The organism is Nocardia sp. CC213A (assembly GCF_030766805.1).
Lineage (GTDB): Bacteria > Actinomycetota > Actinomycetes > Mycobacteriales > Mycobacteriaceae > Nocardia > Nocardia otitidiscaviarum.
In genome coordinates this window covers 448,345-473,635 of sequence record NZ_JASFXA010000004.1, presented here as the reverse complement: position 1 = coordinate 473,635, position 25,291 = coordinate 448,345, and the positions used below count along the sequence as shown (strand labels likewise).

Below are 25,291 nucleotides of genomic sequence, written 5' to 3'. Positions count from 1 at the left end.
TACGCCCTCACACTCGGTGCCGGAGCCGGAAGATCATGCGCGCCAGGCGCAGATGCTGCGGATGTCGCTCGAAGGTGGACTGTTCGACCGGATCGCGCCGGTGCTTCTCCGTGATGGTGAGGGGTCGGGCGAAATCCCGCAGCCGCTGTTCGTCGCGAGTTCGGCCCGGACCGTCGGTCCCGTAGACCGGAGCCGAGTTCACCGTCACCACTTCGGTTTTCAGCCGTTCGGCGAATTCCGGCACGCTGCGCACATCCCGAGTGAAGACGGAGACCGAGGGGGAGCGGCTACCGAGCCGCTCCACCGCCTCGTCCATGCCGCGCACCTTGTTCACCACCAGCACCGGCCCGACCGCGTCCCCGCTGAGGGCCAGGCTCACCTCCGGTACCTCGGTGAGCACGATCGGTTCGATGTAGGGCGTGCGAATGGAGTCCAGTCCGCCGACCACCGCCTGACCGCCACGGCTGAGCGCGTCGCGCACGTGGCGGCGCACCACGTCGGTCTGCGACTCCAGCGTCATCGGCCCGTAGGAGGCGCGCCGGTCGGCCCCGGGACGCAACTGACGCGCTTGCGCCGCAACAAGATCCAGGAACGGCTCGTACACCGACTCGGCCACGTACGCGCACTGCACCCCGGCCGGATTCTGCCCGGCATTGGCCATGGCGCCGAAGACGGCGGCCGCGGCGGCCTCGGGCAGCCGGGCGTCCACCTGCACCACCATGGCGCCCCGGCCGCCCTGTTCGACGAGCAGGGGTGTGGAGTGCTGGGCGCACAGTGCGGTCACCTCGCGGGCCCCGGCGGGGGAGCCGGTGTAGGAGATGGCCGCCAGCCGCGCCCGGCACAGCGCCGCGGCCGTCGTGCTGTCACCCGTGACCACCTGCAGTACCGGTTGATTCGGGGCGAGGCGGCTCCAACTGTCGGCCAGCCAGGCGCCGATGCCCGGGGTGAGTTCACTGGGTTTGAGCACCACGGAGTTACCGGCGGCCATGGCGCAGGCGATGCCGTTCATGGCGGTCAGCACGGGGTTGTGCCACGGGCTGAGCACACCGACCACGCCCAGTTGCCGATAGCCGACCGATGCCTGCCGCGTGTGCCGGAATCGTCCGGTGGTTCGTCGCCCGAGTACCTTCTCGGCGCTGCGGGCGGCCCAGTGCAGATGTTCCACCGCGGCGGTCACCTCGATGGCCGCGTCCAGCCTGGGTTTGCCGGTCTCGGCGCTGACGAGGTCGACCAGTTCGCGGGTGCCGCGCGCGACGGCGCGTTTCCAGTCCAGCAGCCAGCGTTTGCGCCCGTCGAATCCGATTGCCGCCCACCACTGTTCGGCCGCGTGCGCGGCGCGGACGGTGCGGGTGACCTCGCCGGAGCCCATGATGGCGTAGTCGCCCACGACTTCGCCGGTGCGCGGGTCGTAGGACGTCAGCACCTTCGGTCGGCCAGTTCCTCCCGGGTGCGCTGCCGTGCGTGGCTGCGCGGACTCGGCCATGATCACCTCTCGCAGGCCGGAAAAACGTCTCCCCATGGCTCAGACTATGGTCCGTTCGGCATACCCGACAAGATTCGGAATGTCGCACGGACCGGGTGGTCTGTGTCGCGACCAGCGGCTATCCGGGGACCGTCGAGTTTGTGACCAAGGACACAGGGTGGTCATGGATGCTTCACCGAAGCAACGAACGAGCATCTGCCGCGCCGGTAACATCACGCGGGGCGGAGGGGATCATCCCCACCGGAGGCGAAATCGTCCCCGCCGTAGCCGATAGTGGAGAGTTGATGCCGAGCTTGGACAAACCGGAGTCGAACACCGCCAGCGTGGGCGACGACCCGGCGGTGTACGTCGAAGACGTCCGCAAATCCTTCGGCGAGGTACACGCCCTGCGCGGCGTGAGCTTCACCGCGACGCGCGGCAGCGTGCTCGGCATCCTCGGCCCCAACGGCGCGGGCAAGACCACCACGGTCAAGATCCTGTCCACCCTGCTGCGCCCCGACTCCGGCACCGCCCGCGTGGCCGGACACGATGTGCGCAAGGACCCGGCGGGGGTGCGCCGCTCCATCATGATGACCGGGCAGTACGCCGCCCTGGACGAAAACCTTTCGGGGCGTGAGAATCTCGAGCTGTTCGGTCGCCTCATGGGGCTGTCCCGCAAGGCCGCCCGGCAGCGCGCCGACACCCTGCTCGAGGAATTCGATCTGACCGGCGCCGGGCGTCGCGCCGTGCGCGGCTACTCCGGCGGCATGCGCCGCCGCGTCGATATCGCCTGCGGTCTGGTGGTCCGGCCCGAGGTGGTGTTCCTCGACGAGCCGACCACCGGACTCGACCCGCGCAGCCGCCAGGGGGTGTGGGATCTGGTGTCCGCGCTCAAGACCCAGGGCATCACCGTGCTGCTCACCACGCAGTACCTCGAAGAGGCCGACATCCTCAGCGACAACATCATCGTGATCGACAAGGGCACGGTCATCGCCGAAGGCACCGCCGACGAACTCAAGGAGAAGACCGGCGGCAGCTACTGCGAGATCATCCCGCTCGACCCGGCTCAGCTGGCCAAGGTCGCCGACGCGCTCGGCGACCTGGTCCCGGCCGCCGTGCGCTCGGAACTCGACACCGCCGAACGGCTGTCCATCCCGGCCCCCGACGGCGCCGCCACCCTCGCCGAGGCCTTGCGCCGCCTGGACGGCGCGTCCGTGCAACTCGCCGACATCGGCCTGCGGCGGCCCTCCCTCGACGACGTCTTCCTGGCCCTCACCGGGCATTCGGGCAGGCAGGCATGAGCACAGCACTGGCCGCCGAGCCCGAGTCCGAGCTGTTCGCGGGGCTACCGGCGGCGAAGCCGTCCAGCCTCGCACAGTGGTGGGCGCTCACCGCGCGCATCGTGCGGGTGATGGCAACCAAGGGCGAACTCGTGGTCGCCGTGATCACCCCGCTGGTGTTCACGGTCGGCTTCTACCTGCCGCTGCGCGCCATCATGAACCTGCTCGGTGTCGACTACGCGCAGTACGTCATGCCGATCATCGTGTTGCAGACCATGGCCTTCACCATGATGTCGAACGCGCAGATGGCCGCCTTCGAGGCGATGACCGGCCTGACCACCCGCATGCAGACCATGCCCATCGGTTCGCTGGTGCCGCTGCTGGCCCGCATCAGCGCCGGACTGGTGCGGTCGGTGACCTCGCTGACCGCCGCTCTGATCTGGGGGCATCTGATCGGTTTCCGATTCGTCGCCGGGTGGGGGCAGGCCGTCCTGTTCTGCGTCTTCTCGCTGCTGGTCGGCACCGTGCTGGCGATCGGCGCGGACGGATTGGGCTCGCTCACCAAGAGTCCGGAATCGCTGAGCCAGGCGCTCACCCTGCCGACGCTCATCTTCGGCATGCTCTCGTGCGGATTCGTGCCCGAGTCCCGGTTCCCGGAGTGGATCCAGCCCTTCGTGCGCAACCAGCCCATCTCCCAGTTCTCCTTCGCGCTGCGCGATATGGCCGCGGGCGGGGTCACCTGGGAGGTGCTGTGGGTGCCACTGGTGTGGCTGGGGGGCCTGTCCGTGGTATTCATCCCACTGGCGATCTGGGCGAGCGTGAGGCGGTCATGAGTACGGTCGAGAACAGCGCCGCGGCGGCCGTGGCCGACCGGGTGCCGAGCAATGTCCCGCTGCCGGTGGTGCCGCCGCGCTCCGAACGGGCCTTCACCACCTTCGTCGAGCAGAGCCTGATCCAGTGCAAGCGCATGCTCATGGGCTGGGCGCGCAATCCCGCGGTCACCGTGCAGGTGCTGCTGTACCCCGCACTGACCCTGCTCATGTTCGACGTGGTGCTGGGCGGCTCCATCAAGCAGGCGACCGGTATGCCCGCCATCTACGGTCAGGTGCCGATGGTCATGCTGGTCGCGGCCATGACCGGCGCGGTGGTGAGCGCACTCGGCTTCAAGGTGGAGAAGGTCACCGGACTGCTGAGCCGGTTCTGGACCATGCCCATCCACCGCGCCGCCGGACTGACCGGCCGCCTGCTGGCCGAGGTGGTCCGCGTCCTGGTCACCACTCTGTTCGTGCTGGTCGTCGGCGTCGCCCTGGGCTTCCGGTTCTGGAACGGCCCGCTCGCCACGATCGCCATGATCGCGATTCCGGTGTTGTTCGCGGTGGGCTTCGCGGTGCTGGTGACCTCGCTGGCGACGATCAGCGAGGGCGTCGTGCTGGTCCAGATGGTCGGCATCGTGAGCAACCTGCTCATGTTCTTCAATACCGGATTCGTGCCGATCGAGGCGTATCCGACCTGGCTGCAACCGATCGTCGAGAACCAGCCCATGAGCTGCGCCATCGACGCCATGCGCGGCCTGGCCTGGGACGGTCCGGTGGCGGTTCCGCTGCTGAAGACCCTCGCCTGGACCATCGGCATGGTCGTGCTGTTCGTCTACCCGGCGATCCGCGGCTATCAGCGCGCCGCCGAGACGGCCTGACCGCCGGGTAGTCGCGGCAGCTACGGCGCGTCCTCGACTTTCCGCACGGCGTCGGCGAAGAACTGTTCCGCCTTCGCTTCGTCGAGGGTGTCGCCGAGGGAGGTCACCCGCACCGCCACGGTGGTGCCACGCAGGGACGCCCAGCCCGCGTAGGACACGGTGGTCGTCGGCGGGACATCGCGCACCGACGCGGTGCTCGTCGAATACGAGGCGATGGCGTCGATACCGGCGAGGGCGGCGGGCGGGGTGCGGCTTTCCGTGCGCACCCGGGAGTCCACCCGCTCGCCTTCGAACTCGCTGCTCACGGTCAGCTCCGCGCACCGGGCCTCGGTCTGCGCGAACTCGTGCGGGTCGATGCCGTGACCTGAGACGAACTCGATGAAGATGGCCGTCTCGGCGACCACGGCGGTGACCGCCGCCTCGTCCAGAGCCCGCTTGCTCGCGGCCTCCAGATCCAGCTGCGGTGCGCGGCATTCCTGCGGTTCGATGGTGGAGTTCGCCTGCACCCCCGCGAAGTCGGTCAGCTGCTCGCGCAGCCGTTCCACGGGCAGGTTCACCGGCTTGGCGTCGGCGGGTAGTTCCGAACCGCTCAGGAGCAGCTGATCGCGGGGCGTGCTGGGGGCAGTGTCGGACGCTCCCGTGGAGTCGCCGCCGCAGCCGGTCACCAGCACACCCGCGCACATCACCGATGCGGTTGTCAGAGTCCGAAGGTTCACGCGCACAGCATGCCGTGAATCACCGCCTCGGACGGGCAGGTTCGTCGATCTCCGCCTGGTCGCGGCGAGTCACGCGTCCGGTATGACCGGCTCGCGAGGATGCGCCCGCCGGGGTGTGTCATGGGTCACGCTAGGGTGAGCCCATGGCTTACCTGGTTACCGGAGCGACCGGGTTCATCGGCAGATTCCTCGTACCGGAGCTGCTGAAACGCGGCGAACAGGTCTTCGTGCTGGTACGGCCGGGCGAGGATTCGGTCCTGCGCTTCAACCGCTGCCTACGCGGCTGGGCGGCCGGGGACCGGGTGCGGCCGGTGCGCGGCGACCTCAGCGCACCCGGTATGGGCATCGACCCGCGTTGGATTGCGGCGCAGCGCGGTTCGATCTCGCACGTCTTCCATCTGGCGGGCGGGTACGACGCGATCGGCGCCGGTGGCGGCACCCGGCGGGTGGTGGGCCTGGCCGGAGAGCTGTCGGCCGGTGCGCTGCACCATATTTCGAATGTGGCGGTGGCGGGGGACTGGGAGGGCCGCTTCTCCGAGGACATGTTCGAGGTCGGGCAGGTGCTCGCCACACCCTGGCAGCGGTCGCTGCTCGAGGCCGAGCGGGCGGTGCGGGACAGTTGCTCGGTGCCGTGGCGGATCTACCGGCCCTCCATAGTGATCGGCGATTCCCGCACCGGCGAGATCGACCGGATCGAGGGGCCGTACTACTTCTTCCGGCTGTTGCGCATGGCGGCGCAGCTGCCGCGGCTGCTGCCGGTGGTGGCGCCGAAGCTGGGCGAAACCAACATGGTGCCGGTCGATTTCGTGGCGCGGGCGCTGGACCATATCGCGCACGCCGCCGCCGAGTCCGGGACCACCTTCCATCTGGTCGACCCGCGCCGCCAGAGCGTGGCCGACGCGCTGAACCTCTTCGCCGACGAGGCCGGAGCGCCGCATCTGGTCGAGGTCATGCCGAAGCAGACCCTCGACATGACGCTGCGGATGCCCGGCGTGGGTCGCATCCTGCGCCAGGTCGGGGTGCCCACCGAGATCATCGAGCACAGCGAGTTCACCTGCTGGTTCGACTGCCGCCGCGCCGCCGAGGCGCTGGCCGGGACGGATATCAAGGTGCCGCCGCTGGCGGGGTACGCGCCGATCATCTGGAAGTACTGGATCGAGAACTGGGTGTGACCCCGGCGACGACAGATGCTCGCACCGAGCCGACCGAGCCGACCGAGCCGACCGAGCCGACCGAGCCGACCGAGCCGACCGAGCCGACCGAGCCGACCGAGCCGACCGAGCCGACCGAGCCGACCGAGCCGACCGAGCCGACCGAGCCGACCGAGGCTCGTGCGGCGAGCCGATCGACGCCGACCGCCTCCGCGCCGCCTCGACCGGCCGGGTGACCCGGGCAGACGGTGGCGGCGAAGCGCCCAGCGCGATGGAACGGTCGATCTCCGGGCATCATGTCCGGTACCGGCCGTCGGCGCAGCGGCCTCGCCCCGGACGTTCGGTGGCGCTACAGGTGACCGGGGAGTTCCTCCGCGGCCGCGACGATCTCGTCGGTGTCGGACGCGCGTCCGAAGTCGTATCCCACCCAGCGGTTGCGGTTGGTCCAGCCAACCAGGTCGTAGCGCCAGCGGAAAGGCCAGGTGGTGGCCACGGTCATGAACAGCGCCGCACTCAGTGCGGTGTAGTCGTCGTGGGCGGAGAGCAGTGCCCGCTGTTGGCGCGGCGGTCGGGTGAAGAACGCGTCGAACATGGATCTGGACTGTGCGGTGGTGAGGCGGCCGAGGCCGTACACGCCGCGCATCCGCATCCAGTACACCAGCCGCGCCCGCCACGGCCACATGGCCTGGATCGGATCGTCGCCGCGCTGGAGGGCATCCAGTGCGGTATCCACCAGTGACAGCGAATCCGCCACGCAGTAACCGGTGATGGGGTGCATCATCCCGCCCCGGGAGCCGAAGGGGATCACCTGCCCCGGACCGGCTTTCGGCGGTGCGTAGTCCAGCGGGTAGTGCGCGGCCTCGCTCTTCTCGTCACCGCGTAGTCGAATGCCGTGCGCCGCCAGTCGATTCAGGGTGCGCCGCCGCAACTCGTGCTGCGGCATTCCGCCGCGCAGGCCGAGGCTGGTCTCCTCGAAGATCACCGTGCCGTCGCCGAGCGGCACCGCGTACAGGAACGAGGGCGGCGCGTCCGGGCCCGCCCCGTTCTCGTCGCGCCAGTCCAGCATCAGGCCCTCGCCCGGGGTGACCATGGGCGCGGCGCGGTCCTCGTCCACGAAAATGCCGTGGGCGCTGGCCGTTCGGCGTTGCCCTGGCGATGCCTGGCCGCGGGTGTCGAAGACCGCCCCGGCCACGACCTCGGTGCCGTCCGCCAGCTCCACCCGGTGCGCCTCGACCGTCCGGGCGCGCTGTGCCAGCACGGTGGCGTCGTCCAGCGGCAGCGCATCCCACAGCCCGCGCTTGGACAGCACGCAGTAGGGGCGCTCGATCCGGCGTTCGGCGGTGGTCCACACCACGGGGCGGTCGATCCGGCTCGCGATGGCGCCGTGCGGCAGCCACTCCGGCAGCTCGTCCACCCAGCACGAGTAGGTGGGCACCCACAGCCGTTCGGGGCGCGGGTCCACCGCGACGACCCGCAGTCCCGCCCGCATCGCCCGATGCGCCAGCGCCCGCCCCGTCGGCCCGAGCCCCACCACGCACACATCGGCTTCCTTGCCGATCTCCAGGCCACTCATACCCGCATTCAAACAGCCGTGCCGGGCGTACGCCAGACCACCCTTGGTTCCCGCACCGGTTCCCCGGGGGCGGACGCGGTCGTGCGCGGCGGGTCAGGGCTGGCCGGTCACCACGGCCGTCACCGCGTCCAGGAAGGGCTGTCCGCCCATGGCGTAGCCACCGGCGATCGCACCGACCAGCAGGCCGATCGGGCCGGTCAGAATGCTGAAGAAGCCCATGCCGAGCACGGTGCCGATGAGGCCGCCCAGCACGCCGCCGACCACGACGCCCACCACGTTGTCGTTGATCTCGTTGGTGAGCCGGGCCATGGAGTTGATGGGCTGCATCTCGCCGATCTCGCTCGCGGTCACCGTGGGTTCGAGCGCGAGTTCGCGGCCGTCGTCGGAAATGCGGTGCGCCACTTCGACGGTGGTGCCGGAGATCTCGTAGGCCAGCGGCACCGTGGCAACCACCTCCCCGGCGTCGGAGGTGAGCGTGACGGCGGTGGCGTCGGCATCGACCGCGAAGGTGCCGCCGGAGACGGCGGTGGTCAGCGACCGGGAGAAGTCGGAGAGCACGGCGTGATAGCGGACCCCCTGGTCATCGCCGCTGGCGGAGAGCTCACGCGGGGTGGACTCCGGTGCCGCGCCGACACCGCCCGCGGTGATCCCCAGGGCGGCGACGGTCAGGAACGCGACGGTGGCGAAGCGGCCGAACTTCATTCAGGAAATTCCTTCTGGCAAACCCTCGACCCGCGCAGGCCGAATGTACGAACGTTTACAGCGTTCGAACCTTGGTGCCCGCAAACAAGATTGGCGAGCCCATCGCGATCATCGTTATCAGAATGAAATCTGGACAATTGCCCGAAGTAGCGTTGTAAAAATGTGCACATTCACAATTAGACGGTGCCCCGGCCGGTGGTGTAGGACATGTCCTGAATGTCGTAATCAGCCGACACTTCGAGCGGGGCGGGCCTGAGGTTCGAAGCATTGCAGGGAAGGGCAGAAAATGGCGCCTCGAAAGGCCCGAGCCGGAATCGCTCTCGCGGGCGTCGTCATCGTGGGCGCGCTGGCCACGGCAGGTGCGCTGGCCGCCGTGCTCTCGCAGGTCGCCGAGCGCCGCGCCGCGGCGGTGGAGAACCGCGGCGCCACAACGACATCGGTGGCCGCCACCGAGACCGCCGTCGTCGACGGCGCGACGCAGCCCGGTATCGCGGCCGCCGCGCCCGCCGCCCCGGCCACCTCCGCGCTCGTGCACAAGACGGTCAGCCAGGGCAGCCCGGAACTGCAACTGACCGTCGGCGACTGCGTGGCCGTCGGCGGCCCGGACGCCGCCCTGGCGAAAACTGCCTGCGGCAGCGGCACTTCCGCCTACATCGTCACCCACCTGGCCACCGACGGCGCTCCCTGCCCGAGCGATATCGACCACTCCCACCGACGCACCCTCCCCGGTGGCGAACACGATGCCCTCTGCCTCGACATCGCCTGGGTCCCCGGCACCTGCATGGACCTCTCCGGCGACATGGCCACCCCCGTCGACTGCACCGCCGCCGCCCCCGGCCGCGTCCGGGTGGTCGAGATCAAGCGCAACACCACCGATGTCAACGCCTGCTCCGCGGGCGACCAAGGCTTCGTCTACGACGAGCGGCGCTACGTGGTCTGCGTAGCCTCCTGACCTTGTCCCGCTGGGCGATTCGCGGCGCTGCCGTCATCGGCGATCGAATATCCATCGCCTTTTTGCCGGACTGATCTCCTGTGAATTCCCCGCAACTCGAACCTCGCAGCGGCACTTCCGGATTCGGACTCGCGCGGGTAACGCGAGCTCTACCCTGGAGGGATATCCGCACGGCGTCCGGCGCTTCAGGGATGGTGGTTCGAGTGCCGAAGAACAAGTCGCACAAAGGAATTTCCAAGCGCGTCAAGGTGACTGGTTCGGGGAAGTTGCGACGAGCGCAGGCGAACAAGAATCACCTCTTGGAGAAGAAGCCTTCCACGCGGATGCGGCGGTTGAATATGGAAGAGGACTTCGCCAAGGCGGATCGCAAGCGGGTCAAGCGGATGCTGGGGATCTGAGGGGCGGGGATCCGAGGAGTCCGCCGCGACTACTTCGGCGTCACCCAGGTGGTGATGTCGGCATGGACGACCTCCAGGCCCGTCTTGTCGTAGATGGAGACGGGGATGATCAGGTCCCGCCCCTCGGTGATCGCGTCGAAGTCGGGGACCTCGGGCAGTTTCGCGACCGCGCGCAGGCCCGAGTTGGCCTTGGCGAGGTACTGGACGTTCATGGCCTTGGGGATCCACCGGTGCGTGGTCGGGACCGTGGCCTCGCTGAGCATGCCCATGGCGACCTCCGCCAGATTGCAAGCCGCGATGGCGTGAAACGTACCGAGGTGATTGTGGATGCCGAACCACTTGGGCGCGGTCACCTCGCACAGCCCCGGCTCCAGACGCACGACGCTGGGCAGCACCGTGCCGAAGTACGGCACCCGCGCGACCATGCCGAGCGAGAAGAGGGCGTGGCCCAGCCGATTGTCGGGCAGCTTCTTCCAGCCGCGCAGCGTGGAGGTCTCATTGCTCATGCCCGTATCTTACTCGAAAGTAAGATACGGGCGCAGCGGCCCGCGTTGCTGTGCGGCTGGGACTGGTTCAGGACCGGAATGCCGCCATCTCCTCGTCGCGGTCGGCATGCGAGATGAATGCGGCGGGCGACCTTCGTTCAACGTCCAGTTCGCCACGTACCGCAGCTCGCAGCAGCGCTTCCTCGCATACCTCGGCTACCAGCTGGACATGTCGCCATTTGCCGCGATCATGATCGCATCGGCGAGGTCGTCGGGCAGTTGTACCGTCAGTTCCGCCATGTTCGAAGCGTATGCCGACTCGGGGGCACCGGGTGGTTCGTAGGTGACGCAGGGGCAACCGGTTCGCGGGCGAACTGGTTGGTTGCTTTTTTGGTCTAGGGTGTCGCCGCTGCCGAGCTACATCGAGCAGCTGGTGCCGGTGCCAACTCGCCGGCTTGTCGGGGGAATGGAGCTCGAGAAAACATGCGTATCAAGACCGCTGTCGCGTCGCTGGGGATCGCGCTGGCGGGTGCGGCCGCCATGGTCACGGTGGGGGCCGCGTCGGCCGCCGCCGTCAACCCGGTCATCGAACCGGCCCAGGGTGTCTACTTCGGCTTGGAGTTCGATCCGGCCGAGACCGCCGCGCTGGGCAGCAGTGCGATTCCGGGGCTGCTGACCCAGTTCCTGCCGGCCGAGCGGACCGGCTTCGTCCTCGACGACGACTCGGTGCTGCCCGTCGTGGACGGCCTCCTCTATGCCACGCCCGGTGCGGTGGTGAACGAGGCGGCCGCGCGGCAGGGGCAGGTCGGTATCGCGCTGGTGGACCCGGCCCTCGCCGGGGGTTACCAGTTCCTGATCGTGCAGGATCTGCCCTGATGTGGGTAGCGGTGTGACCAGCGTCATCGGCCGCTGATCGGGGAGGGGGGCGATTTGAGATCGCCCCTCGCCTCGAGGCATACTGTTCGGGTTGCCCGCACCGGGCTGCGTCTGTTCTGTGGAAAGACGCTGGTGGTAGCGGGTGAGCAAGACCCAATTTTGTACCCGGCCGAGTGCGGCGCGGGTGCGTCCGGAACGAGGTTCCGAGGCTCATAAGGATTTCATCCGGGGCCGAGGAATGAGCGGCTGAGCGACACGCCCGACCGCGTGGGCCGGAAGAACCATGACAGATGAACAGCGGTGACGGAGCGGGGTGCGCCCCGGTCGAGTTGGTAGCTGATGCGTCTTCGTGTGTTCGGGCTGTGCAAATGAGGGTGGTTCGGGAGCGAAAGCTCCAGTGCCACAACGTAAGCGGAGAAAAGGACACTCAGCGTGGCGGGACAGAAGATCCGCATCAGGCTCAAGGCCTACGACCATGAGGCGATCGACGCGTCTGCGCGCAAGATCGTCGAGACGGTGACCCGCACCGGCGCCCGTGTCGTCGGCCCGGTGCCGTTGCCGACCGAAAAGAACGTGTACTGCGTCATCCGTTCGCCGCACAAGTACAAGGACTCGCGCGAACACTTCGAGATGCGCACGCACAAGCGGCTGATCGACATCCTCGACCCGACGCCGAAGACGGTTGACGCTCTCATGCGCATCGACCTCCCGGCCAGCGTCGACGTCAACATTCAGTGACGGGGACTGCAGATATGACTGACAACAAGAGCCGCCCGGCAGCGGGCATCCTGGGCACCAAGCTCGGCATGACCCAGGTCTTCGACGAGAAGAACCGCGTCGTTCCGGTGACCGTCATCAAGGCTGGTCCCAACGTCGTGACCCAGATTCGTACCCAGGAGCGCGACGGCTACTCCGCCGTCCAGGTCGCCTTCGGCGCCATCGACCCGCGCAAGGTGAACAAGCCGGTCTCCGGCCAGTTCGCCAAGGCCGGCGTCACCCCGCGCCGCCACATCGTGGAGATCCGCGTCGCCGACGCCTCCACCTTCGAGGTCGGCCAGGAGATCAACGCCGACGTGTTCGAAGAGGGCAGCTACGTCGACGTGACCGGCACCTCCAAGGGCAAGGGTTACGCGGGCACCATGAAGCGCCACGGCTTCCGCGGCCAGGGTGCCTCGCACGGTGCGCAGGCCGTGCACCGTCGTCCGGGTTCGATCGGTGGTTGCTCCACCCCCGGCCGTGTCTTCAAGGGCATGCGCATGGCGGGTCGCATGGGTAACGACCGCGTCACCACGCAGAACCTCTCGGTCCACAAGGTGGACGCCGAGAACGGCCTGCTGCTGATCAAGGGCGCGATCCCGGGCCGCAAGGGCGGCGTCGTGATCGTCAAGAGTGCAGTGAAGGGTGGTGCCCGGGCGTGAGCGCTGTGAGCACTAAGAAATCCGACGCCGAGAAGAAGGCGAATCTTTCCCTCCCGGTCAAGGCACCGGGCGGCAAGACCGACGGCACCGTCGAACTCCCCGCGGAGATCTTCGACGTGACCGCCAATATCGCGCTGATGCACCAGGTCGTCGTGGCCCAGCAGGCCGCGGCCCGCCAGGGCACGCACGCCACCAAGACCCGGGGCGAGGTCTCCGGCGGTGGCAAGAAGCCGTACCGCCAGAAGGGCACCGGCCGCGCCCGTCAGGGTTCGACCCGCGCGCCGCAGTTCGCCGGCGGTGGCACCGTGCACGGCCCGCAGCCGCGCGACTACAGCCAGCGCCTGCCCAAGAAGATGAAGGCCGCCGCGCTGCGTGGCGCCCTCTCGGACCGGGCCCGCAACGAGCGCATCCACGTGATTACGGAATTGGTCCCCGGCCAGACTCCGTCGACGAAGACCGCGAAGTCCTTCCTCGCCGAGCTGTCGGAGCGGAAGAACATCCTGGTCGTGGTCGGCCGTGAAGATGTCACCGCGTGGAAGAGCGTGGCGAACCTGCAGGGTGTGCACCCGATCGCTCCCGACCAGCTGAACACCTACGACGTCCTCAAGAGCGACGACGTGGTCTTCTCGGTCGAGGCGCTCAACGCCTTCGTGCACGGCCCCGCCGAAGCTGCACAGGAGGAGAGCAAGTGACCACCATCGCCGATCCCCGCGACATCCTGCTCGCGCCGGTGATCTCCGAGAAGTCCTACGGGCTGATCGAAGAAGGCACCTACACCTTCCTGGTGCACCCGGACTCGAACAAGACGCAGATCAAGATCGCCGTTGAGAAGGTCTTCGGTGTGAAGGTGACCAGCGTCAACACCGCCAACCGTCAGGGCAAGCGCAAGCGGACCCGCTTCGGTTACGGCAAGCGCAAGAGCACCAAGCGCGCGCTCGTGACCATCTCGGCCGACAGCAAGCCCATCGAGATCTTCGGAGGCCCGGTCGCGTAAGCGGCTGGAGCTCCAGAAAGCAGAGAAGAACTCATGGCAATCCGTAAGTACAAGCCGACGACCCCGGGTCGCCGCGGTGCTTCGGTCTCGGACTTCGCCGAGATCACCCGCTCGACCCCCGAGAAGTCGCTGCTGCGTCCGCTCACCAAGTCCGGTGGTCGTAACGCCCACGGCCGGATCACCACCCGGCACCGCGGTGGCGGCCACAAGCGCGCCTACCGTCTGATCGACTTCCGTCGACTGGACAAGGACGGCATCCCGGCCAAGGTCGCGCACATCGAGTACGACCCCAACCGGACCGCGAACATCGCCCTGCTGCACTACGCGGACGGCGAGAAGCGCTACATCCTCGCGCCCAAGAACGTCACCCAGGGCACGAAGATCGAGTCCGGCACCGGCGCCGACATCAAGCCCGGCAACAACCTGCCGCTGCGCTCGATCCCGACCGGTACCACCATCCACGCGGTGGAGCTGCGTCCGGGTGGCGGCGCCAAGCTGGCCCGTGCCGCCGGCATGAGCATCCAGCTGCTGGGTAAGGAAGGCTCCTACGCCGTCCTGCGTATGCCCTCCGGCGAGATCCGTCGCGTCGATGTGCGCTGCCGCGCCACCATCGGCGAGGTCGGCAATGCCGAGCAGTCCAACATCAACTGGGGCAAGGCCGGCCGTATGCGCTGGAAGGGCATCCGCCCGACCGTGCGTGGTGTGGTCATGAACCCGGTCGACCACCCCCATGGTGGTGGTGAAGGCAAGACCTCCGGTGGTCGCCACCCGGTCTCGCCGTGGGGCCAGCCCGAGGGCCGTACCCGCAAGCCCAACCGTCCGAGCGACAAGCTCATCGTCCGCCGCCGCGGCAAGAAGCGTTAAGGAGGAGGTTAAAGATGCCACGCAGCCTCAAGAAGGGCCCGTTCGTCGACGAACACCTCCTCAAGAAGGTGGACGTCCAGAACGAGAAGGGCTCGAAGCAGGTCATCAAGACCTGGTCGCGTCGTTCCACCATCATCCCCGATTTCATCGGCCACACGTTCTCGGTCCACGACGGCCGCAAGCACGTGCCGGTGTTCGTGTCGGAGAACATGGTTGGACACAAGCTCGGTGAATTCGCGCCGACCCGCACGTTCAAGAGCCACGTCAAGGAAGATCGGAAGAGCAAGCGGCGATGAGCACTGATACTCAGAACCCGACCGCGCGCGCGACCGCCAAGCATGTCCGCGTGACCCCGATGAAGGCGCGCCGCGTCGTGGACATGGTCCGCGGCCAGCGGGTCGAGGACGCGCTGAACATCCTGCGGTTCGCTCCGCAGGCCGCCAGCGAACCGGTCGCCAAGGTCGTGGCCTCCGCCGCGGCCAACGCCGAGAACAACCTCGGCCTGGACCCGGCGACCCTGGTCATCTCGACGGCCTACGTCGACGAGGGCGTGACCATGAAGCGCTTCCAGCCGCGTGCCCAGGGCCGCGCGTTCCGGATCCGCAAGCGCACCAGCCACATCACCATCGAGGTCGAGAGCGTGCCCACTGCCGGCGCTGCAGCTCGTAGCCGCCGGAAGGGAGGGGCAAAGTAAATGGGACAGAAGATCAATCCCCATGGCTTCCGCCTCGGTATCACCACCGACTGGAAGTCGCGTTGGTACGCGGACAAGCAGTACGCGGACTACGTGAAGGAAGACGTCGCGATCCGCAAGCTCCTCGCCACCGGCATGGAGCGGGCCGGCATCTCGAAGGTCGAGATCGAGCGCACCCGTGACCGCGTGCGGGTGGACATCCACACCGCGCGTCCGGGCATCGTGATCGGCCGTCGTGGCGCCGAGGCCGACCGCATCCGCGCCGAGCTGGAGAAGCTCACCAAGAAGCAGGTGCAGCTGAACATCCTCGAGGTCAAGAACCCCGAGTCGGATGCGCAGCTCGTCGCTCAGGGTGTGGCCGAGCAGCTGTCGAACCGTGTGGCGTTCCGTCGCGCGATGCGCAAGGCCATCCAGTCAGCCATGCGTTCGCCGAACGTCAAGGGCATCCGTGTGCAGTGCTCCGGCCGTCTCGGCGGCGCGGAAATGTCGCGCTCGGAGTTCTACCGCGAGGGTCGCGTGCCGCTGCACACGCTGCGTGCGGACATCGACTACGGCCTGTACGAGGCGAAGACCACCTTCGGCCGCATCGGCGTGAAGGTCTGGATCTACAAGGGCGACATCGTCGGCGGCAAGCGTGAGGTCACCGCGACCGCCGCGCCGTCCGGTGAGCGTCGCGAGCGTCGTGAGCGGCCGAGCCGTCCGCGTCGTTCCGGTGCCCAGGGCACCACGGCGACCAGCACCGAGGCCGGGCGTCAGGGCACCGCTACCGCGGTGGCCGACGCTCCGGCAGAGTCCAAGGAGGGCTGACCTATGTTGATGCCTCGCAAGGTCAAGCACCGTAAGCAGCATCACCCCAAGCGCTCTGGCATGGCCAAGGGCGGCACCTCGGTGGCGTTCGGCGAATACGGCATCCAGGCCCTGGAGCCCGCCTACGTCACCAACCGGCAGATCGAGTCGGCGCGTATCGCGATGACCCGCCACATCCGTCGTGGCGGCAAGATCTGGATCAACATCTACCCGGACCGCCCGCTCACCAAGAAGCCGGCCGAAACCCGCATGGGTTCCGGTAAGGGTTCGCCCGAGTGGTGGGTCGCGAACGTGAAGCCCGGTCGGGTCATGTTCGAAATGTCTTACCCGAACGAGGAGACCGCTCGTGAGGCCCTGCGCCGCGCGATGCACAAGCTCCCGATGAAGTGCCGGATCGTGACCAGGGAGGAGCAGTTCTGATGGCTACCGGAACTCCGGCTGCAGAGCTGCGCGAGCTCACCGAAGACGAGCTCGTCGCCAAGCTGCGCGAATCCAAGGAAGAGCTGTTCAACCTGCGCTTCCAGATGGCGACCGGCCAGTTGCAGAACAACCGGCGCCTGCGTGTGGTCAAGCATGAGATCGCGCGTATCTACACGGTCATGCGGGAGCGCGAGCTCGGCCTGGCCACCGGTCCTGAAGGCAAGGGAGACGCCGCATGAGCGACGTAAAGGGCCCGGCCAAGACGCCGGCCAAGCAGGAGGAGCGTGGCTCGCGCAAGGTGCGCATCGGCTACGTCGTCTCCGACAAGATGAGCAAGACCATCGTGGTCGAGCTGGAGGATCGCGTGAAGCACCGGCTTTACGGCAAGATCATCCGCACCACCTCGAAGGTGAAGGCCCACGACGAGAACGAGATCGCCGGTGTCGGCGACCGCGTGCAGCTGATGGAGACCCGTCCGCTGTCGGCCACCAAGCGGTGGCGTCTGGTCGAGGTCCTGGAGAAGGCCAAGTAGGACTCGCGGGGCTCCGGCCCCGTGGGTACCCGGGGGCTCCGCCCCGTGGCCCCGGACCAGGTGACTGGTTGGTTCGTTGTGCGAAGGCCCGCTTCCCGTTTCGGGGGAAGCGGGCCTTCGTGCGTTCCGGCACAGGGTCGTTCGTGTCGCGCAGATCTCTCACACACCGGCCGTGGTATTGGCGCGAGCGGCGCTGGACCGCTATCTTCTTTGGTGCTATGAGTGCGGTGACTACGGCTTCGGGTGCTTGGCGGGCGAGTGATGGAGAGGCGGTGTCGTTCCGCGACGCCTCGGTGGCGTGGGCATTGGCCGCGCACGAGGTGTTGGTCGAAACCGCCTCGGAATACGGACATTTCGTCACTGTGAACGAATTGGCCGAGCGAGTGCAGGAGATGTCCGGTGTGCACACCAGCGCGCCGACCCGCACCTGGATGGACGCCATCCTGCGCAAGGTGACCCGCCGCTGCCACGCCGCGGGTGAACCGCCGTTGGCGGCGTTGTGCGTGCGCCAGAACCACAAGGTCGGCGACCACTACAAGTACATCCTCGAGGTGGCCGGGCTGCCCATTCCCACCGACCTCGAACTGCACGCCGCCTACGCGCGCTGGCAGTGCTATGCCGCGCACGGCGAGGTGCCCGCCGACGGCGGCATCCCGCCCCTCACCCCGAAGGTGGCCGCCAGCCGCAACGCCTCCGTCCGCAAGGGCGAGCCCAAGCCCGCCGAGGAAGCCCGCGTCGCGGTCTGCGATTCCTGCTTCACCCAGCTCCCGGCCAACGGCGTCTGCTTCTACTGCTGATAGTTCCGCCCGCTACGTAGCCCGCACCGCGATTCCCGGGTAGTCGACGATGAGCCCTGCCGCGTCGTACACCAGCGTGGTCCGGAAGTCGAATTCCGGTGACTCGTAATCGAATCGGTGCCCCGGCCCCTCGCCCGGCAAGCGGCGGTAGCGCTGCTCCAGCCGGGTGACCGTCGGTACCGCCACGTGCACGTAAGCGGCCGGAGCGGCGGTGTCCACGCCCGCGGCCAGCGGCAGCCGGTGCACGGGAAAGGTATTGGTGCAGGCCGAGGCTTCCAGGTCGATGTCGACGCACCCGTCCAGCGCGGGTGCCGGTTCGCCGTCGACGGTCCAGCACCCCGCCCCGTCCGCCGCCAATCGAACGGTCCGCCAACCCTTCTCGTCACGCACGGACACCCGCGCGGCGCGGGTGCGCCAGTGTCCGTCGAGTTCGATCGAGTAGTCCACCGACCAGCCTCGCCCCTCCTCGACGGCGGTGGTGTGACCATCTATCAGGACACCGGAATCAGTGATGCGCGGGAAGACGACCTCGAACCCCTCGCGCGCCCCGCGATGCCGCCAAGCAGCCATTCGAGGCAGGTGATCGAACCTCATCCCACCACTGTGCCACCGTGACGGCGCGGTGATCTCCGCTCGCCCGAACGAGGCGTGCCGACCCCCTTGTGCACGGTGCGAGCGGCCGCCGTGCCAAAGGAGTTTCCTCCTCGGTGTGACCGGTCTCGAAGGCGTGCTGGAGGGCGGGGTGCAGGTGACCTGCTTGCGCACGCCCCGGCCGCCGGCGCAGGTGAGTCGATGCGCGGCATCCGGTTCGGCACGTCCGTCGTTCCGGTGCGCGAAACCGGGGGGTGGTCGCCGGTGATCCGTCCGCCCGGAGCTGCCTCTGCCGGCGGTGGTTCGGTACTGCGTTGCCGTTCGGCGGCGGTGTCATCCCGCCGTTTTCGCCGCCGGACGCACTCAGGCCGGGTCGACGGTGAAGGTGGCCTGTCCGGGGTGGTGCAGCAGGGGTGCGGTGGAGACGGTCGCCTCGACGCGGCCGGGGCCGGTCGGCAGGAGAACGCCTGTGGCCGGCCCGGTTTCGCCGAAGGGGCCGCCCACGACCACGGTCGCCGTGGAGCCGGACGCGCCGGTGTCGAGATTGCGCCAGTCGACGGTGGCGGTGACGGAGCAGCCGGACTGGTGGGAGCCCGGGGTGGCGCTCCAGAAGGTGCCGCGCAGGTAGACGGCGGCCTCTCCGGGGGCGCTGTAGTCGCTGGGGCCGGGGATGGCGGTGCCGCTGACCTCGCCCGCACAGGTCCAGCCGGTGGCGAGGGTGTAGGTGGGGGAGAAGGCGGTGGCCGCCGAGGCGGTGCCGGTGGTGGCGACCAGGGCGGCGGTGACGGCGATGCCGAGTACAGCGGTGCGACCGAGAGTGGCGATCATGGGAGCCTGCCTTTCGCGCTGACGAGTGTGGTCGTGCCGTCGTCGACAAGTGCTCCGCGCATCGCTTCGGGTGCTTCGAGCGTGCCGACGATCGGGGCGGCGGTGTACGAGCCCGCTCCGCGAGAGTTCGCAGGGTATGTCGAACCCCGCCGCATGGGCGTTACCGCAGCTCAGCCGACGGTGAAGCTGACCATGCTCGGCAGGTGCGGCAGCGGCACGGTCGAGACCCACGCCTCGACGCGCCCCGGACCGGTGGGCAGCACCGCGCCCGTGATCGGTCCGGGCCGCCCGCCGGGACTCCCGGTGACATCGGCCCCGGCGGTGCCCGAGGTGCCGCTGTCGAGATTGCGCCACGCGATGGTGGTGGTGGCTACGCAGGCGGGCTGGGGCACCGGAGTCATGAAGGTACCGCGCAGATAGATTGCGGCCACCCCATTGCCCGGCAGCGCCACCGCACTGATCTCGCCCGCGCAGGTTCCGGCGGACGCGAGCGTCACGACGGCGGGAAACGGCACTGCCGCAGCGGCTTTCGCGGTGGAACCGAGCAGGGCCGCTCCGAGTGCGAGTGCGAGTGCGGCGGTGGCGGCGACAATCCTCGACATGGCTACCTTTCGCTGACGGTGATCGAGCGGAAACACGGAGTCGCGGTGCGGGCGAGAACCGCAGCTTACGTCGTGGTACGACGGTGATCCGGCAGGTTCGTCGGGCGAAGGTCCGTCAGGTCGTACGGTGCAGGCCCACCTCCGGTACGGGATGCTGGGCCTGCGATCGTTCCGGCGACGGTAGGTCGAGTTATTCGTAGCCGCCCAGATCGGCGGAAAGCCACTTTTCGGGTCGCATGTAGACGGCGACCTGGTCGCCGAATCCTTCCGCGGATTTCAGGTAGGCGTCGACTTTGTCTGACGGTACGTAGCGGGTAGCCATCTCGCGGTGCATCTCGTCGGTCATGGGTTCCACCCGGGTGATCGACCCCTCCGCCGTCACATAGCGAACAGTCGGCTCAACGACCTGGACCATCAGGCTGAACCGCCCGGCATCCCGCAATCGCCGCAGCTTGACGGATTCGACTCCGGTCAGGATCCAGAGTTCGCCACCGGGTGCGTACTGGTACCAGATCGGGACATTGAGTGGTGCGCGGTCCGGGCCGACGGCCACGGCGAGCGCACCGATGTGCGGTTGGGCGAGGAATTCCTGTCGTTCTTGCAGCGTCAGCGCCATGGCAACCACGGTACGTGTTCGATGTGGTCCCGACCACCGCTTGCGTTATACGTATACGTCTACTTATAGTGGGTTCGGAGGCGGTCGGGTGTTCGCGGCTTCCTCTGGATCGACAGTCGAAACACCAAGCGGCACTGCGAAATCGAGTGGTCGGTGTCGTGTCGCACACCCATGCTCATATGCGCAATCGCTCACGTGTATTGCGCTCGCGAAAGGAACCATCAGGCATGTTCGCCAGGCTCGGACGCTTCGTCGTCCACAAACCATGGGTGGTCATCGGCATCTGGCTGATCGCCATCATCGGCGTGGTGGCCTCCGCGCCGAAGCTCACCGCCACCACCGACCAGGCCGAGTTCCTGCCCTCGCACTACGAGTCCGTCGAGGCGATGGCGTTGCAGGAGAAGGCTTTCGGCGACAGTCAGCTACCGGCGGCCCTCGTCGTGGTGCAACGCGCCGACGAACAGCCGCTCACCGCGAGCGATTCGGCCGCTGTCACCGCCCTGGCCGCCGAGCTGTCCGCCCGCAATATCGAGCACATCACCGGCGTGCAGGCCGCCCCGCCGTCGGAGAACCGCCTGGTGCAGCTGATCGGCGTGCAGATGGTGAAGGTCAGCGCCGCCGACGACACCCGCCAGACCGATGCGGTGCAGGAACTGCGCGATGCGTTGCGGGAGGCCGTCTCCGGTACGGATCTGAAGGCCGGTGTCACCGGTTCCGCCGCATCGATGCTGGATCAGATCGAGTCCAGTGAGAAGGGTCTGGCCATCGTCGGCGTGGCCACGATCTTGCTGATCATCGTGCTGCTGATGCTCATCTTCCGGAGCCCGGTGCTGGCGCTGCTGCCGATCCTCATCATCTACGCCATATCCCTGCTGGTGCACGGGGTGGTCGCGTGGTCGGCGGACACCTTCGAGTTCTCCATCGACAGTTCGGTGCAGGCGCTGCTGCTGGTGGTGCTGTTCGGGGTGGGCACCGACTACTTCCTGTTCCTCATCTTCCGGTACCGGGAACGGCTGCGGGCCGGTGACGATCCCAAGACCGCCATGGTCAATGCCGTCGCCCGGGTGGGCGAGGCCATCGCCTCCGCGGCCTTCGCGGTCATCATCGCCTTTGCGGCCCTGGTGCTTTCGGCTCTCGGCATGTTCCGCTCACTCGGCGTCTCGCTGGCCATCGCGGTGGCGGTCATGCTGGTGGCCGGTCTGACCCTGATCCCGGCGATCGTCTCGCTGCTGGGCACCAGGGTGTTCTGGCCGTCGAAGAGCTGGCAGCGCGAACCCAAGGGTGCGGTGTCGGCGGCCATCGGCCGGTCGCTGGGCAAGCGCCCCGCCGCGTACGCCGTGCTGTCCGGACTGGTGCTGGTGGCCCTGGGCGGCTTCGCGATCGGCTTCAACCCGACCTTCGACCTGACCTCCGGGTCCACTTCGGACACCTCCGAATCCGTGGTCTGGGGCCAGGAACTGCGCAAGGGCATGCCCGCGGGCGCGACCCAGCCGTCTCTGGTGTACCTGCGCACCCACGGGCAGGATCAGCTGACCGAGGCCCAGGTGGCCGAGTTCGGCGCGGCTCTCACCACGGTGGAGGGCGTGGGCCAGGTGTCGCGGCCGCAGCTCTCCCGGGACAGCACGGTGGCCGAGTACCAGGTGACCCTGACCGACGCCCCGGAGTCGGACGCCGCGCTCGATACCGTGCGAAATCCCCTGCGCGACACCGCACATGCGGCCGCACCCGCGGGCACGGTGGCCCTGGTTGGCGGTATGACCTCGGTGTTCGTGGACTTCCAGGACGCCATGGTGCGCGACTACCTGATCGTGTTCCCGGTGGCCGCGCTGCTCATCATGATCGTGTTGGCGCTGCTGCTGCGCAGTCTGGTCGCGCCCTGGTACCTGATGGCGTCGGTGTTCCTCGGTTTCGCCGCGACGCTCGGCGCGGCGGTGCTGGTCTTCCAGCACGCGCAGGGTGACTCCGGCTTGATCTTCACGCTGCCGATCATCATGTACCTGTTCGTGGTCGCGCTCGGCACCGACTACAACATCCTGATGGTGGCGCGGCTGCGCGAGGAGGCGCGCGAGGGGCTGGATCCGAGGCGGGCCGCGGCGTCCGCGGTCAGGCACAGCGGCCCGACCATCGCGGCGGCCGGACTCATTCTCGCGGGCACCTTCGCCTCGATGATGCTGGCGGGCAACAGTGTGCTGGCCCAGATGGGTTTCGCCATCTCGGTGGGTATCGCCATCGCGGCCTTCGTGATGTCGATGTTCTTCACCCCGGCGCTCACCGCGCTCATCGGGCACCGGGCCTGGTGGCCGGGGCACGGGGACGAGAAGCGCACCGGCGACCACGATCCGGACTGGTCGATCGGCTACTTCGAACGGGGGCGCGACACCGCGGACCGGTAGCCGCGTCGACGACGGCAGTGGCCCGCCCTCGCAGGCGAGGGCGGGCCACTGCCGGTCGGTTCACGGGTGGGCCAGGCCGGCGAGGGAACAGAGGAATTGCCGACCTGGCCCGGGCGGTTCGGGGGCCGAGCCCTGCCGAACCGGGTCTGCGCTACGAACCAAGGAAGCCCAGCGGTGACGCACCGCAGGTGGCGCTGCCGGTCAGGGTCGGCTGGCGGACATCGACCTTGAGTTCCCAGGCCGAGCCCTGGAGCACGGCCAGGGTGTGGGTGCCCGCGAAGGTCGGCGTCCACTGGATGGTGGCCTTGCCGTTGACCGGTTTGACCGGACTGCCCTTGATGACGCGGCCGCTGTCGTGGAACCAGACCTCGAACCAGTGGTCCACGGTCGCGGTGATCTCGTAGGTGCAGGCCTCGTAGATGGTGCGGGCGTTGACCGACAGGCCGGTGGGGACGGCGGTCGCGTAGGGCGCCGTCATCGCCGCCGAACAGGCCATCGCGGCCAGGGCGGTGACGCCGACACCGGCCCGCCGCGCGATGTGCTTGTTCACGGACTTCGTCATGGGGAAACTCCTCGGGTGCCTACCCGCATCAGATGCGGACCAGCGAACCTTAGCGAGCGTCCAGTTGGCCGCGTGGAACTTTTGGAAAAATACTGAAACGAGTTCCAGTCAGATGGATTCAGTGCAGCGTGACGTGCCAGACGACCGCCGCCGCCAGGGCTCCCGCGCCGTTCACGGCCCAGTGGAAGGCGATCGGCGCGAGCAGGCTCCCGCTGCGCCGCCGCAACCAAGTGAAGATCGCGCCCGCGACGGCCGTGACGAGTACGGCGAGCGCGATGCCGAGCACCTGCCCGAGCGGCCCGCCGCCGAGGAAGCTCGACAGGCCCTTGTTCCCGCTGGTCAGTCCCAAGGACGAGGCGATATGCCAGAGTCCGAAAAGCAGTGACCCAGCCATGAATACGCCGCGGGCCGCGAAGATCCGGTCCAGCGTTCCGTGTAGCACGCCTCGGAAGGCCAGCTCCTCGGGAATCGCGGTCTGCAACGGAATGACGACCATGGACGCGATGAGCGCACCCGAAATGGTGGCGTACCGATCGGCCAGGAAGAACGGCCGGGTGATCGGCAGCGCCGCGCCGATGGCGACCGCGGCCAGCACCACCCCGACCGCGCCGAGCGCCCACAGCGAACCGGTGCGCCAGTGTCGCGGGGAGAGTCCGAGGTCGCTCCAGCTCAGCCCGCGACGGCGCACCATGGCCAGCAGAATCACCGCGGCAATGGGCACCGTGACGATATTGGCCCAGGCGGTGGTGAAGTGTGCGATGAGATTCGTGCCGGTCAGCACGACGATGACAACGGCGACGTCGATATACGCGTGCAGCCTTCGGGGCTGCGGGGCCGTCGGAGCCGGGCTGACGGCGACCGCGCCGTTATCATTTCGAGACATCGCGGCCAGTCTACGTTCATATCCTGAGAACGCACCCGGATGTGGCGAACTGCGCGCTAGTTCTCAGACCCCGCCCAGCCGCGTGGATCATCCCACGCCTGAAGAGTCCGTTTCGTCGTGAACCGGCGCGGCTCCCGCGTCACCGGATCGATGAATTCGAGTGCGGAAGCGAGCAGTTGGAGCGGCCGGGTGAAATCGTCGACGGGTTTGTCGGTGAGTTCGGGATAGAAGTCGTCGCCGAGAATCGGCACCCCGAGTCCGTTCATGTGCAGCCGCAGCTGATGGGTGCGCCCGGTGCGCGGCAGCAGTCGGTAGCGGCCCAGCCCGTCGCGATGCTCGAGCAGTTCCACCCGGGTTTCGGCATTGGGCTCGCCGTCCACCTCGTACGCCTGCAGCACCTGCCGCTCCTTGACGATGCGGCTGCGCACCACGCGCGGCAGTTCCAGATGCGGGTCGAAGCGCGCGATCGCCTCGTACTCCTTGTGGACGAGTCGCCGGTGGAACAGGGTCTGGTACGCCCCGCGCCGGGCCGGATCGACGACGAACAGCACGAGCCCGGCGGTGACGCGGTCGAGCCGGTGGGCCGGAACGAGATCGGGTAGGTCGAGCTCCCGGCGCAGCCGCACCAGGGCGGTTTCGAGGATGTGCTGGCCGCGTGGAATGGTGGCCAGGAAGTGCGGTTTGTCGGCAACCAGGATTGATTCGTCCCGGTGCACGATGCCGATGTCGAACGGCACGGGCGTTTCGTCGGGCAGATCCCGGTGGAACCAGATCGCCCCGCCGGGAACGTAGGGCGCGTCGGGGGCGAGGGGACCCTCGAGGTCCACGATCCCGCCCTCGCGCAGCAGTTCGTCGATGCGGCGCGCGGGTACGCGCGGCAGCCGCTCCACCAGATGGTCGCGGACGGTCGCCCAGTGGCCGTCCTCCGGTAGTCGCAACCGGGCCGGGTCGAGCCCGTGCCGCTTGGGTAGCGGCGGTTGCTGCCTGCGTCTCACCGGCTCG

The 25,291-nt window shown here is 68.2% G+C and carries 32 protein-coding genes; 20 read left to right on the top strand and 12 right to left on the bottom strand.

Features of this window, described 5'->3' with window-relative positions; translation table 11 throughout:
- Positions 1–7: 7 nt before the first annotated feature.
- Positions 8–1,519 carry an aldehyde dehydrogenase family protein gene (locus tag QJS31_RS10590; protein ID WP_282778688.1) on the bottom strand — a complete coding sequence of 504 codons (1,512 nt, stop codon included), beginning with the start codon at positions 1,517–1,519 and terminating at the stop codon, positions 8–10.
- A 248-nt stretch (positions 1,520–1,767) separates the two neighbouring features.
- Here QJS31_RS10590 and QJS31_RS10585 point away from each other — a divergent pair, with 248 nt between their 5' ends.
- Genes QJS31_RS10585 through QJS31_RS10575 form a run of 3 tightly spaced genes read left to right on the top strand, consistent with a single transcriptional unit; the run spans position 1,768 to position 4,435 of the window.
- Positions 1,768–2,763, top strand: a complete 996-nt coding sequence (locus tag QJS31_RS10585) for an ATP-binding cassette domain-containing protein (RefSeq protein WP_282778689.1) — start codon at positions 1,768–1,770, stop codon at positions 2,761–2,763.
- Positions 2,760–3,575, top strand: a complete 816-nt coding sequence (locus tag QJS31_RS10580) for an ABC transporter permease (RefSeq protein ID WP_282778691.1) — start codon at positions 2,760–2,762, stop codon at positions 3,573–3,575. Before QJS31_RS10585 ends, QJS31_RS10580 begins: the two co-directional genes overlap by 4 nt.
- Positions 3,572–4,435, top strand: coding sequence for an ABC transporter permease (locus QJS31_RS10575; RefSeq protein WP_282778692.1), 864 nt, complete (start codon positions 3,572–3,574; stop codon positions 4,433–4,435). The genes QJS31_RS10580 and QJS31_RS10575 overlap by 4 nt, the downstream gene beginning before the upstream one ends.
- A gap of 20 nt (positions 4,436–4,455) precedes the next feature.
- Here QJS31_RS10575 and QJS31_RS10570 read toward each other — a convergent pair whose 3' ends face one another.
- Positions 4,456–5,151: a hypothetical protein gene (locus QJS31_RS10570; protein ID WP_306356549.1), complete on the bottom strand. Its 696-nt coding sequence runs from the start codon at positions 5,149–5,151 to the stop codon at positions 4,456–4,458.
- 143 nt (positions 5,152–5,294) lie between these two features.
- Between QJS31_RS10570 and QJS31_RS10565 the strand changes: the two genes are divergently transcribed.
- The gene (locus QJS31_RS10565; protein ID WP_282778695.1) at positions 5,295–6,323 is read left to right on the top strand and encodes an SDR family oxidoreductase; all 1,029 of its coding nucleotides are present in this window, start codon (positions 5,295–5,297) and stop codon (positions 6,321–6,323) included.
- A 328-nt stretch (positions 6,324–6,651) separates the two neighbouring features.
- Here the strand turns inward: QJS31_RS10565 and QJS31_RS10560 are convergent, their stop codons facing one another.
- Together QJS31_RS10560 and QJS31_RS10555 are read right to left on the bottom strand one after the other, a co-directional pair.
- Positions 6,652–7,875 carry a lycopene cyclase family protein gene (locus QJS31_RS10560; protein ID WP_282778697.1) on the bottom strand — a complete coding sequence of 408 codons (1,224 nt, stop codon included), beginning with the start codon at positions 7,873–7,875 and terminating at the stop codon, positions 6,652–6,654.
- Between the two features lie 93 nt (positions 7,876–7,968).
- Entirely contained in the window at positions 7,969–8,577 is a 609-nt protein-coding gene (locus QJS31_RS10555) for a hypothetical protein (RefSeq protein ID WP_306356548.1), read from the bottom strand.
- 286 nt (positions 8,578–8,863) lie between these two features.
- Between QJS31_RS10555 and QJS31_RS10550 the strand changes: the two genes are divergently transcribed.
- Positions 8,864–9,529 carry a hypothetical protein gene (locus QJS31_RS10550; RefSeq protein WP_282778700.1) on the top strand — a complete coding sequence of 222 codons (666 nt, stop codon included), beginning with the start codon at positions 8,864–8,866 and terminating at the stop codon, positions 9,527–9,529.
- Positions 9,530–9,732: 203 nt separating this feature from the next.
- Positions 9,733–9,927, top strand: a complete 195-nt coding sequence (gene rpmI / locus QJS31_RS10545) for a 50S ribosomal protein L35 (protein WP_306356547.1) — start codon at positions 9,733–9,735, stop codon at positions 9,925–9,927.
- 29 nt (positions 9,928–9,956) lie between these two features.
- On the opposite strand, the gene QJS31_RS10540 is transcribed toward rpmI, so the two are convergent.
- A complete protein-coding gene (locus QJS31_RS10540) occupies positions 9,957–10,433 on the bottom strand; it encodes a hotdog fold domain-containing protein (RefSeq protein ID WP_306356546.1) in 477 nt (158 codons plus the stop codon).
- Between the two features lie 462 nt (positions 10,434–10,895).
- On the opposite strand from QJS31_RS10540, the gene QJS31_RS10535 reads away from it, so the two are divergent.
- From QJS31_RS10535 to QJS31_RS10475, 13 genes are all read left to right on the top strand, one after another.
- Positions 10,896–11,288: a hypothetical protein gene (locus tag QJS31_RS10535; RefSeq protein WP_282778705.1), complete on the top strand. Its 393-nt coding sequence runs from the start codon at positions 10,896–10,898 to the stop codon at positions 11,286–11,288.
- A 432-nt stretch (positions 11,289–11,720) separates the two neighbouring features.
- Complete coding sequence (rpsJ, locus tag QJS31_RS10530; RefSeq protein ID WP_003938093.1) at positions 11,721–12,026, top strand: 30S ribosomal protein S10; 306 nt, start codon at positions 11,721–11,723, stop codon at positions 12,024–12,026.
- A gap of 14 nt (positions 12,027–12,040) precedes the next feature.
- Positions 12,041–12,706, top strand: a complete 666-nt coding sequence (gene rplC / locus QJS31_RS10525) for a 50S ribosomal protein L3 (RefSeq protein WP_143982819.1) — start codon at positions 12,041–12,043, stop codon at positions 12,704–12,706.
- Complete coding sequence (gene rplD, locus QJS31_RS10520) at positions 12,703–13,398, top strand: 50S ribosomal protein L4 (RefSeq protein ID WP_282778709.1); 696 nt, start codon at positions 12,703–12,705, stop codon at positions 13,396–13,398. Before rplC ends, rplD begins: the two co-directional genes overlap by 4 nt.
- On the top strand, positions 13,395–13,700 hold the full coding sequence (rplW, locus tag QJS31_RS10515) for a 50S ribosomal protein L23 (protein ID WP_029923608.1): 306 nt from the start codon (positions 13,395–13,397) through the stop codon (positions 13,698–13,700). Before rplD ends, rplW begins: the two co-directional genes overlap by 4 nt.
- 33 nt (positions 13,701–13,733) lie before the next feature.
- A complete protein-coding gene (gene rplB, locus QJS31_RS10510) occupies positions 13,734–14,564 on the top strand; it encodes a 50S ribosomal protein L2 (protein WP_029923609.1) in 831 nt (276 codons plus the stop codon).
- Between the two features lie 14 nt (positions 14,565–14,578).
- Complete coding sequence (gene rpsS, locus QJS31_RS10505; protein WP_029923610.1) at positions 14,579–14,860, top strand: 30S ribosomal protein S19; 282 nt, start codon at positions 14,579–14,581, stop codon at positions 14,858–14,860.
- Positions 14,857–15,258, top strand: a complete 402-nt coding sequence (rplV, locus tag QJS31_RS10500; protein ID WP_306356545.1) for a 50S ribosomal protein L22 — start codon at positions 14,857–14,859, stop codon at positions 15,256–15,258. The genes rpsS and rplV overlap by 4 nt, the downstream gene beginning before the upstream one ends.
- Entirely contained in the window at positions 15,259–16,065 is an 807-nt protein-coding gene (rpsC, locus tag QJS31_RS10495) for a 30S ribosomal protein S3 (RefSeq protein ID WP_282778714.1), read from the top strand. It begins immediately after the preceding gene.
- 3 nt (positions 16,066–16,068) lie between these two features.
- Positions 16,069–16,485: a 50S ribosomal protein L16 gene (gene rplP / locus QJS31_RS10490; RefSeq protein WP_029923613.1), complete on the top strand. Its 417-nt coding sequence runs from the start codon at positions 16,069–16,071 to the stop codon at positions 16,483–16,485.
- Positions 16,485–16,724: a 50S ribosomal protein L29 gene (gene rpmC, locus QJS31_RS10485; RefSeq protein ID WP_029923614.1), complete on the top strand. Its 240-nt coding sequence runs from the start codon at positions 16,485–16,487 to the stop codon at positions 16,722–16,724. The genes rplP and rpmC overlap by 1 nt, the downstream gene beginning before the upstream one ends.
- Positions 16,721–17,017, top strand: a complete 297-nt coding sequence (gene rpsQ / locus QJS31_RS10480) for a 30S ribosomal protein S17 (protein WP_282778717.1) — start codon at positions 16,721–16,723, stop codon at positions 17,015–17,017. Before rpmC ends, rpsQ begins: the two co-directional genes overlap by 4 nt.
- Positions 17,018–17,289: 272 nt before the next feature.
- A complete protein-coding gene (locus QJS31_RS10475; protein ID WP_282778718.1) occupies positions 17,290–17,814 on the top strand; it encodes a hypothetical protein in 525 nt (174 codons plus the stop codon).
- Positions 17,815–17,826: 12 nt separating this feature from the next.
- Here the strand turns inward: QJS31_RS10475 and QJS31_RS10470 are convergent, their stop codons facing one another.
- From QJS31_RS10470 to QJS31_RS10455, 4 genes are all read right to left on the bottom strand, one after another.
- Complete coding sequence (locus QJS31_RS10470) at positions 17,827–18,408, bottom strand: putative glycolipid-binding domain-containing protein (RefSeq protein WP_282778719.1); 582 nt, start codon at positions 18,406–18,408, stop codon at positions 17,827–17,829.
- A gap of 360 nt (positions 18,409–18,768) precedes the next feature.
- Positions 18,769–19,233, bottom strand: coding sequence for a hypothetical protein (locus tag QJS31_RS10465; RefSeq protein WP_306356544.1), 465 nt, complete (start codon positions 19,231–19,233; stop codon positions 18,769–18,771).
- Positions 19,234–19,403: 170 nt separating this feature from the next.
- Entirely contained in the window at positions 19,404–19,835 is a 432-nt protein-coding gene (locus QJS31_RS10460) for a hypothetical protein (protein WP_306356543.1), read from the bottom strand.
- A gap of 190 nt (positions 19,836–20,025) precedes the next feature.
- Positions 20,026–20,451, bottom strand: coding sequence for a pyridoxamine 5'-phosphate oxidase family protein (locus QJS31_RS10455; RefSeq protein WP_306356542.1), 426 nt, complete (start codon positions 20,449–20,451; stop codon positions 20,026–20,028).
- Between the two features lie 227 nt (positions 20,452–20,678).
- Between QJS31_RS10455 and QJS31_RS10450 the strand changes: the two genes are divergently transcribed.
- Positions 20,679–22,844, top strand: coding sequence for an MMPL family transporter (locus QJS31_RS10450; protein ID WP_306356541.1), 2,166 nt, complete (start codon positions 20,679–20,681; stop codon positions 22,842–22,844).
- A 151-nt stretch (positions 22,845–22,995) separates the two neighbouring features.
- On the opposite strand, the gene QJS31_RS10445 is transcribed toward QJS31_RS10450, so the two are convergent.
- The 3 genes from QJS31_RS10445 to QJS31_RS10435 form a co-directional block, all read right to left on the bottom strand.
- On the bottom strand, positions 22,996–23,406 hold the full coding sequence (locus QJS31_RS10445) for a hypothetical protein (protein WP_282779747.1): 411 nt from the start codon (positions 23,404–23,406) through the stop codon (positions 22,996–22,998).
- Between the two features lie 118 nt (positions 23,407–23,524).
- Entirely contained in the window at positions 23,525–24,289 is a 765-nt protein-coding gene (locus QJS31_RS10440) for a CPBP family intramembrane glutamic endopeptidase (RefSeq protein ID WP_306356540.1), read from the bottom strand.
- A gap of 56 nt (positions 24,290–24,345) precedes the next feature.
- Positions 24,346–25,284, bottom strand: coding sequence for an RluA family pseudouridine synthase (locus tag QJS31_RS10435; protein WP_306356539.1), 939 nt, complete (start codon positions 25,282–25,284; stop codon positions 24,346–24,348).
- Positions 25,285–25,291 lie beyond the last annotated feature (7 nt).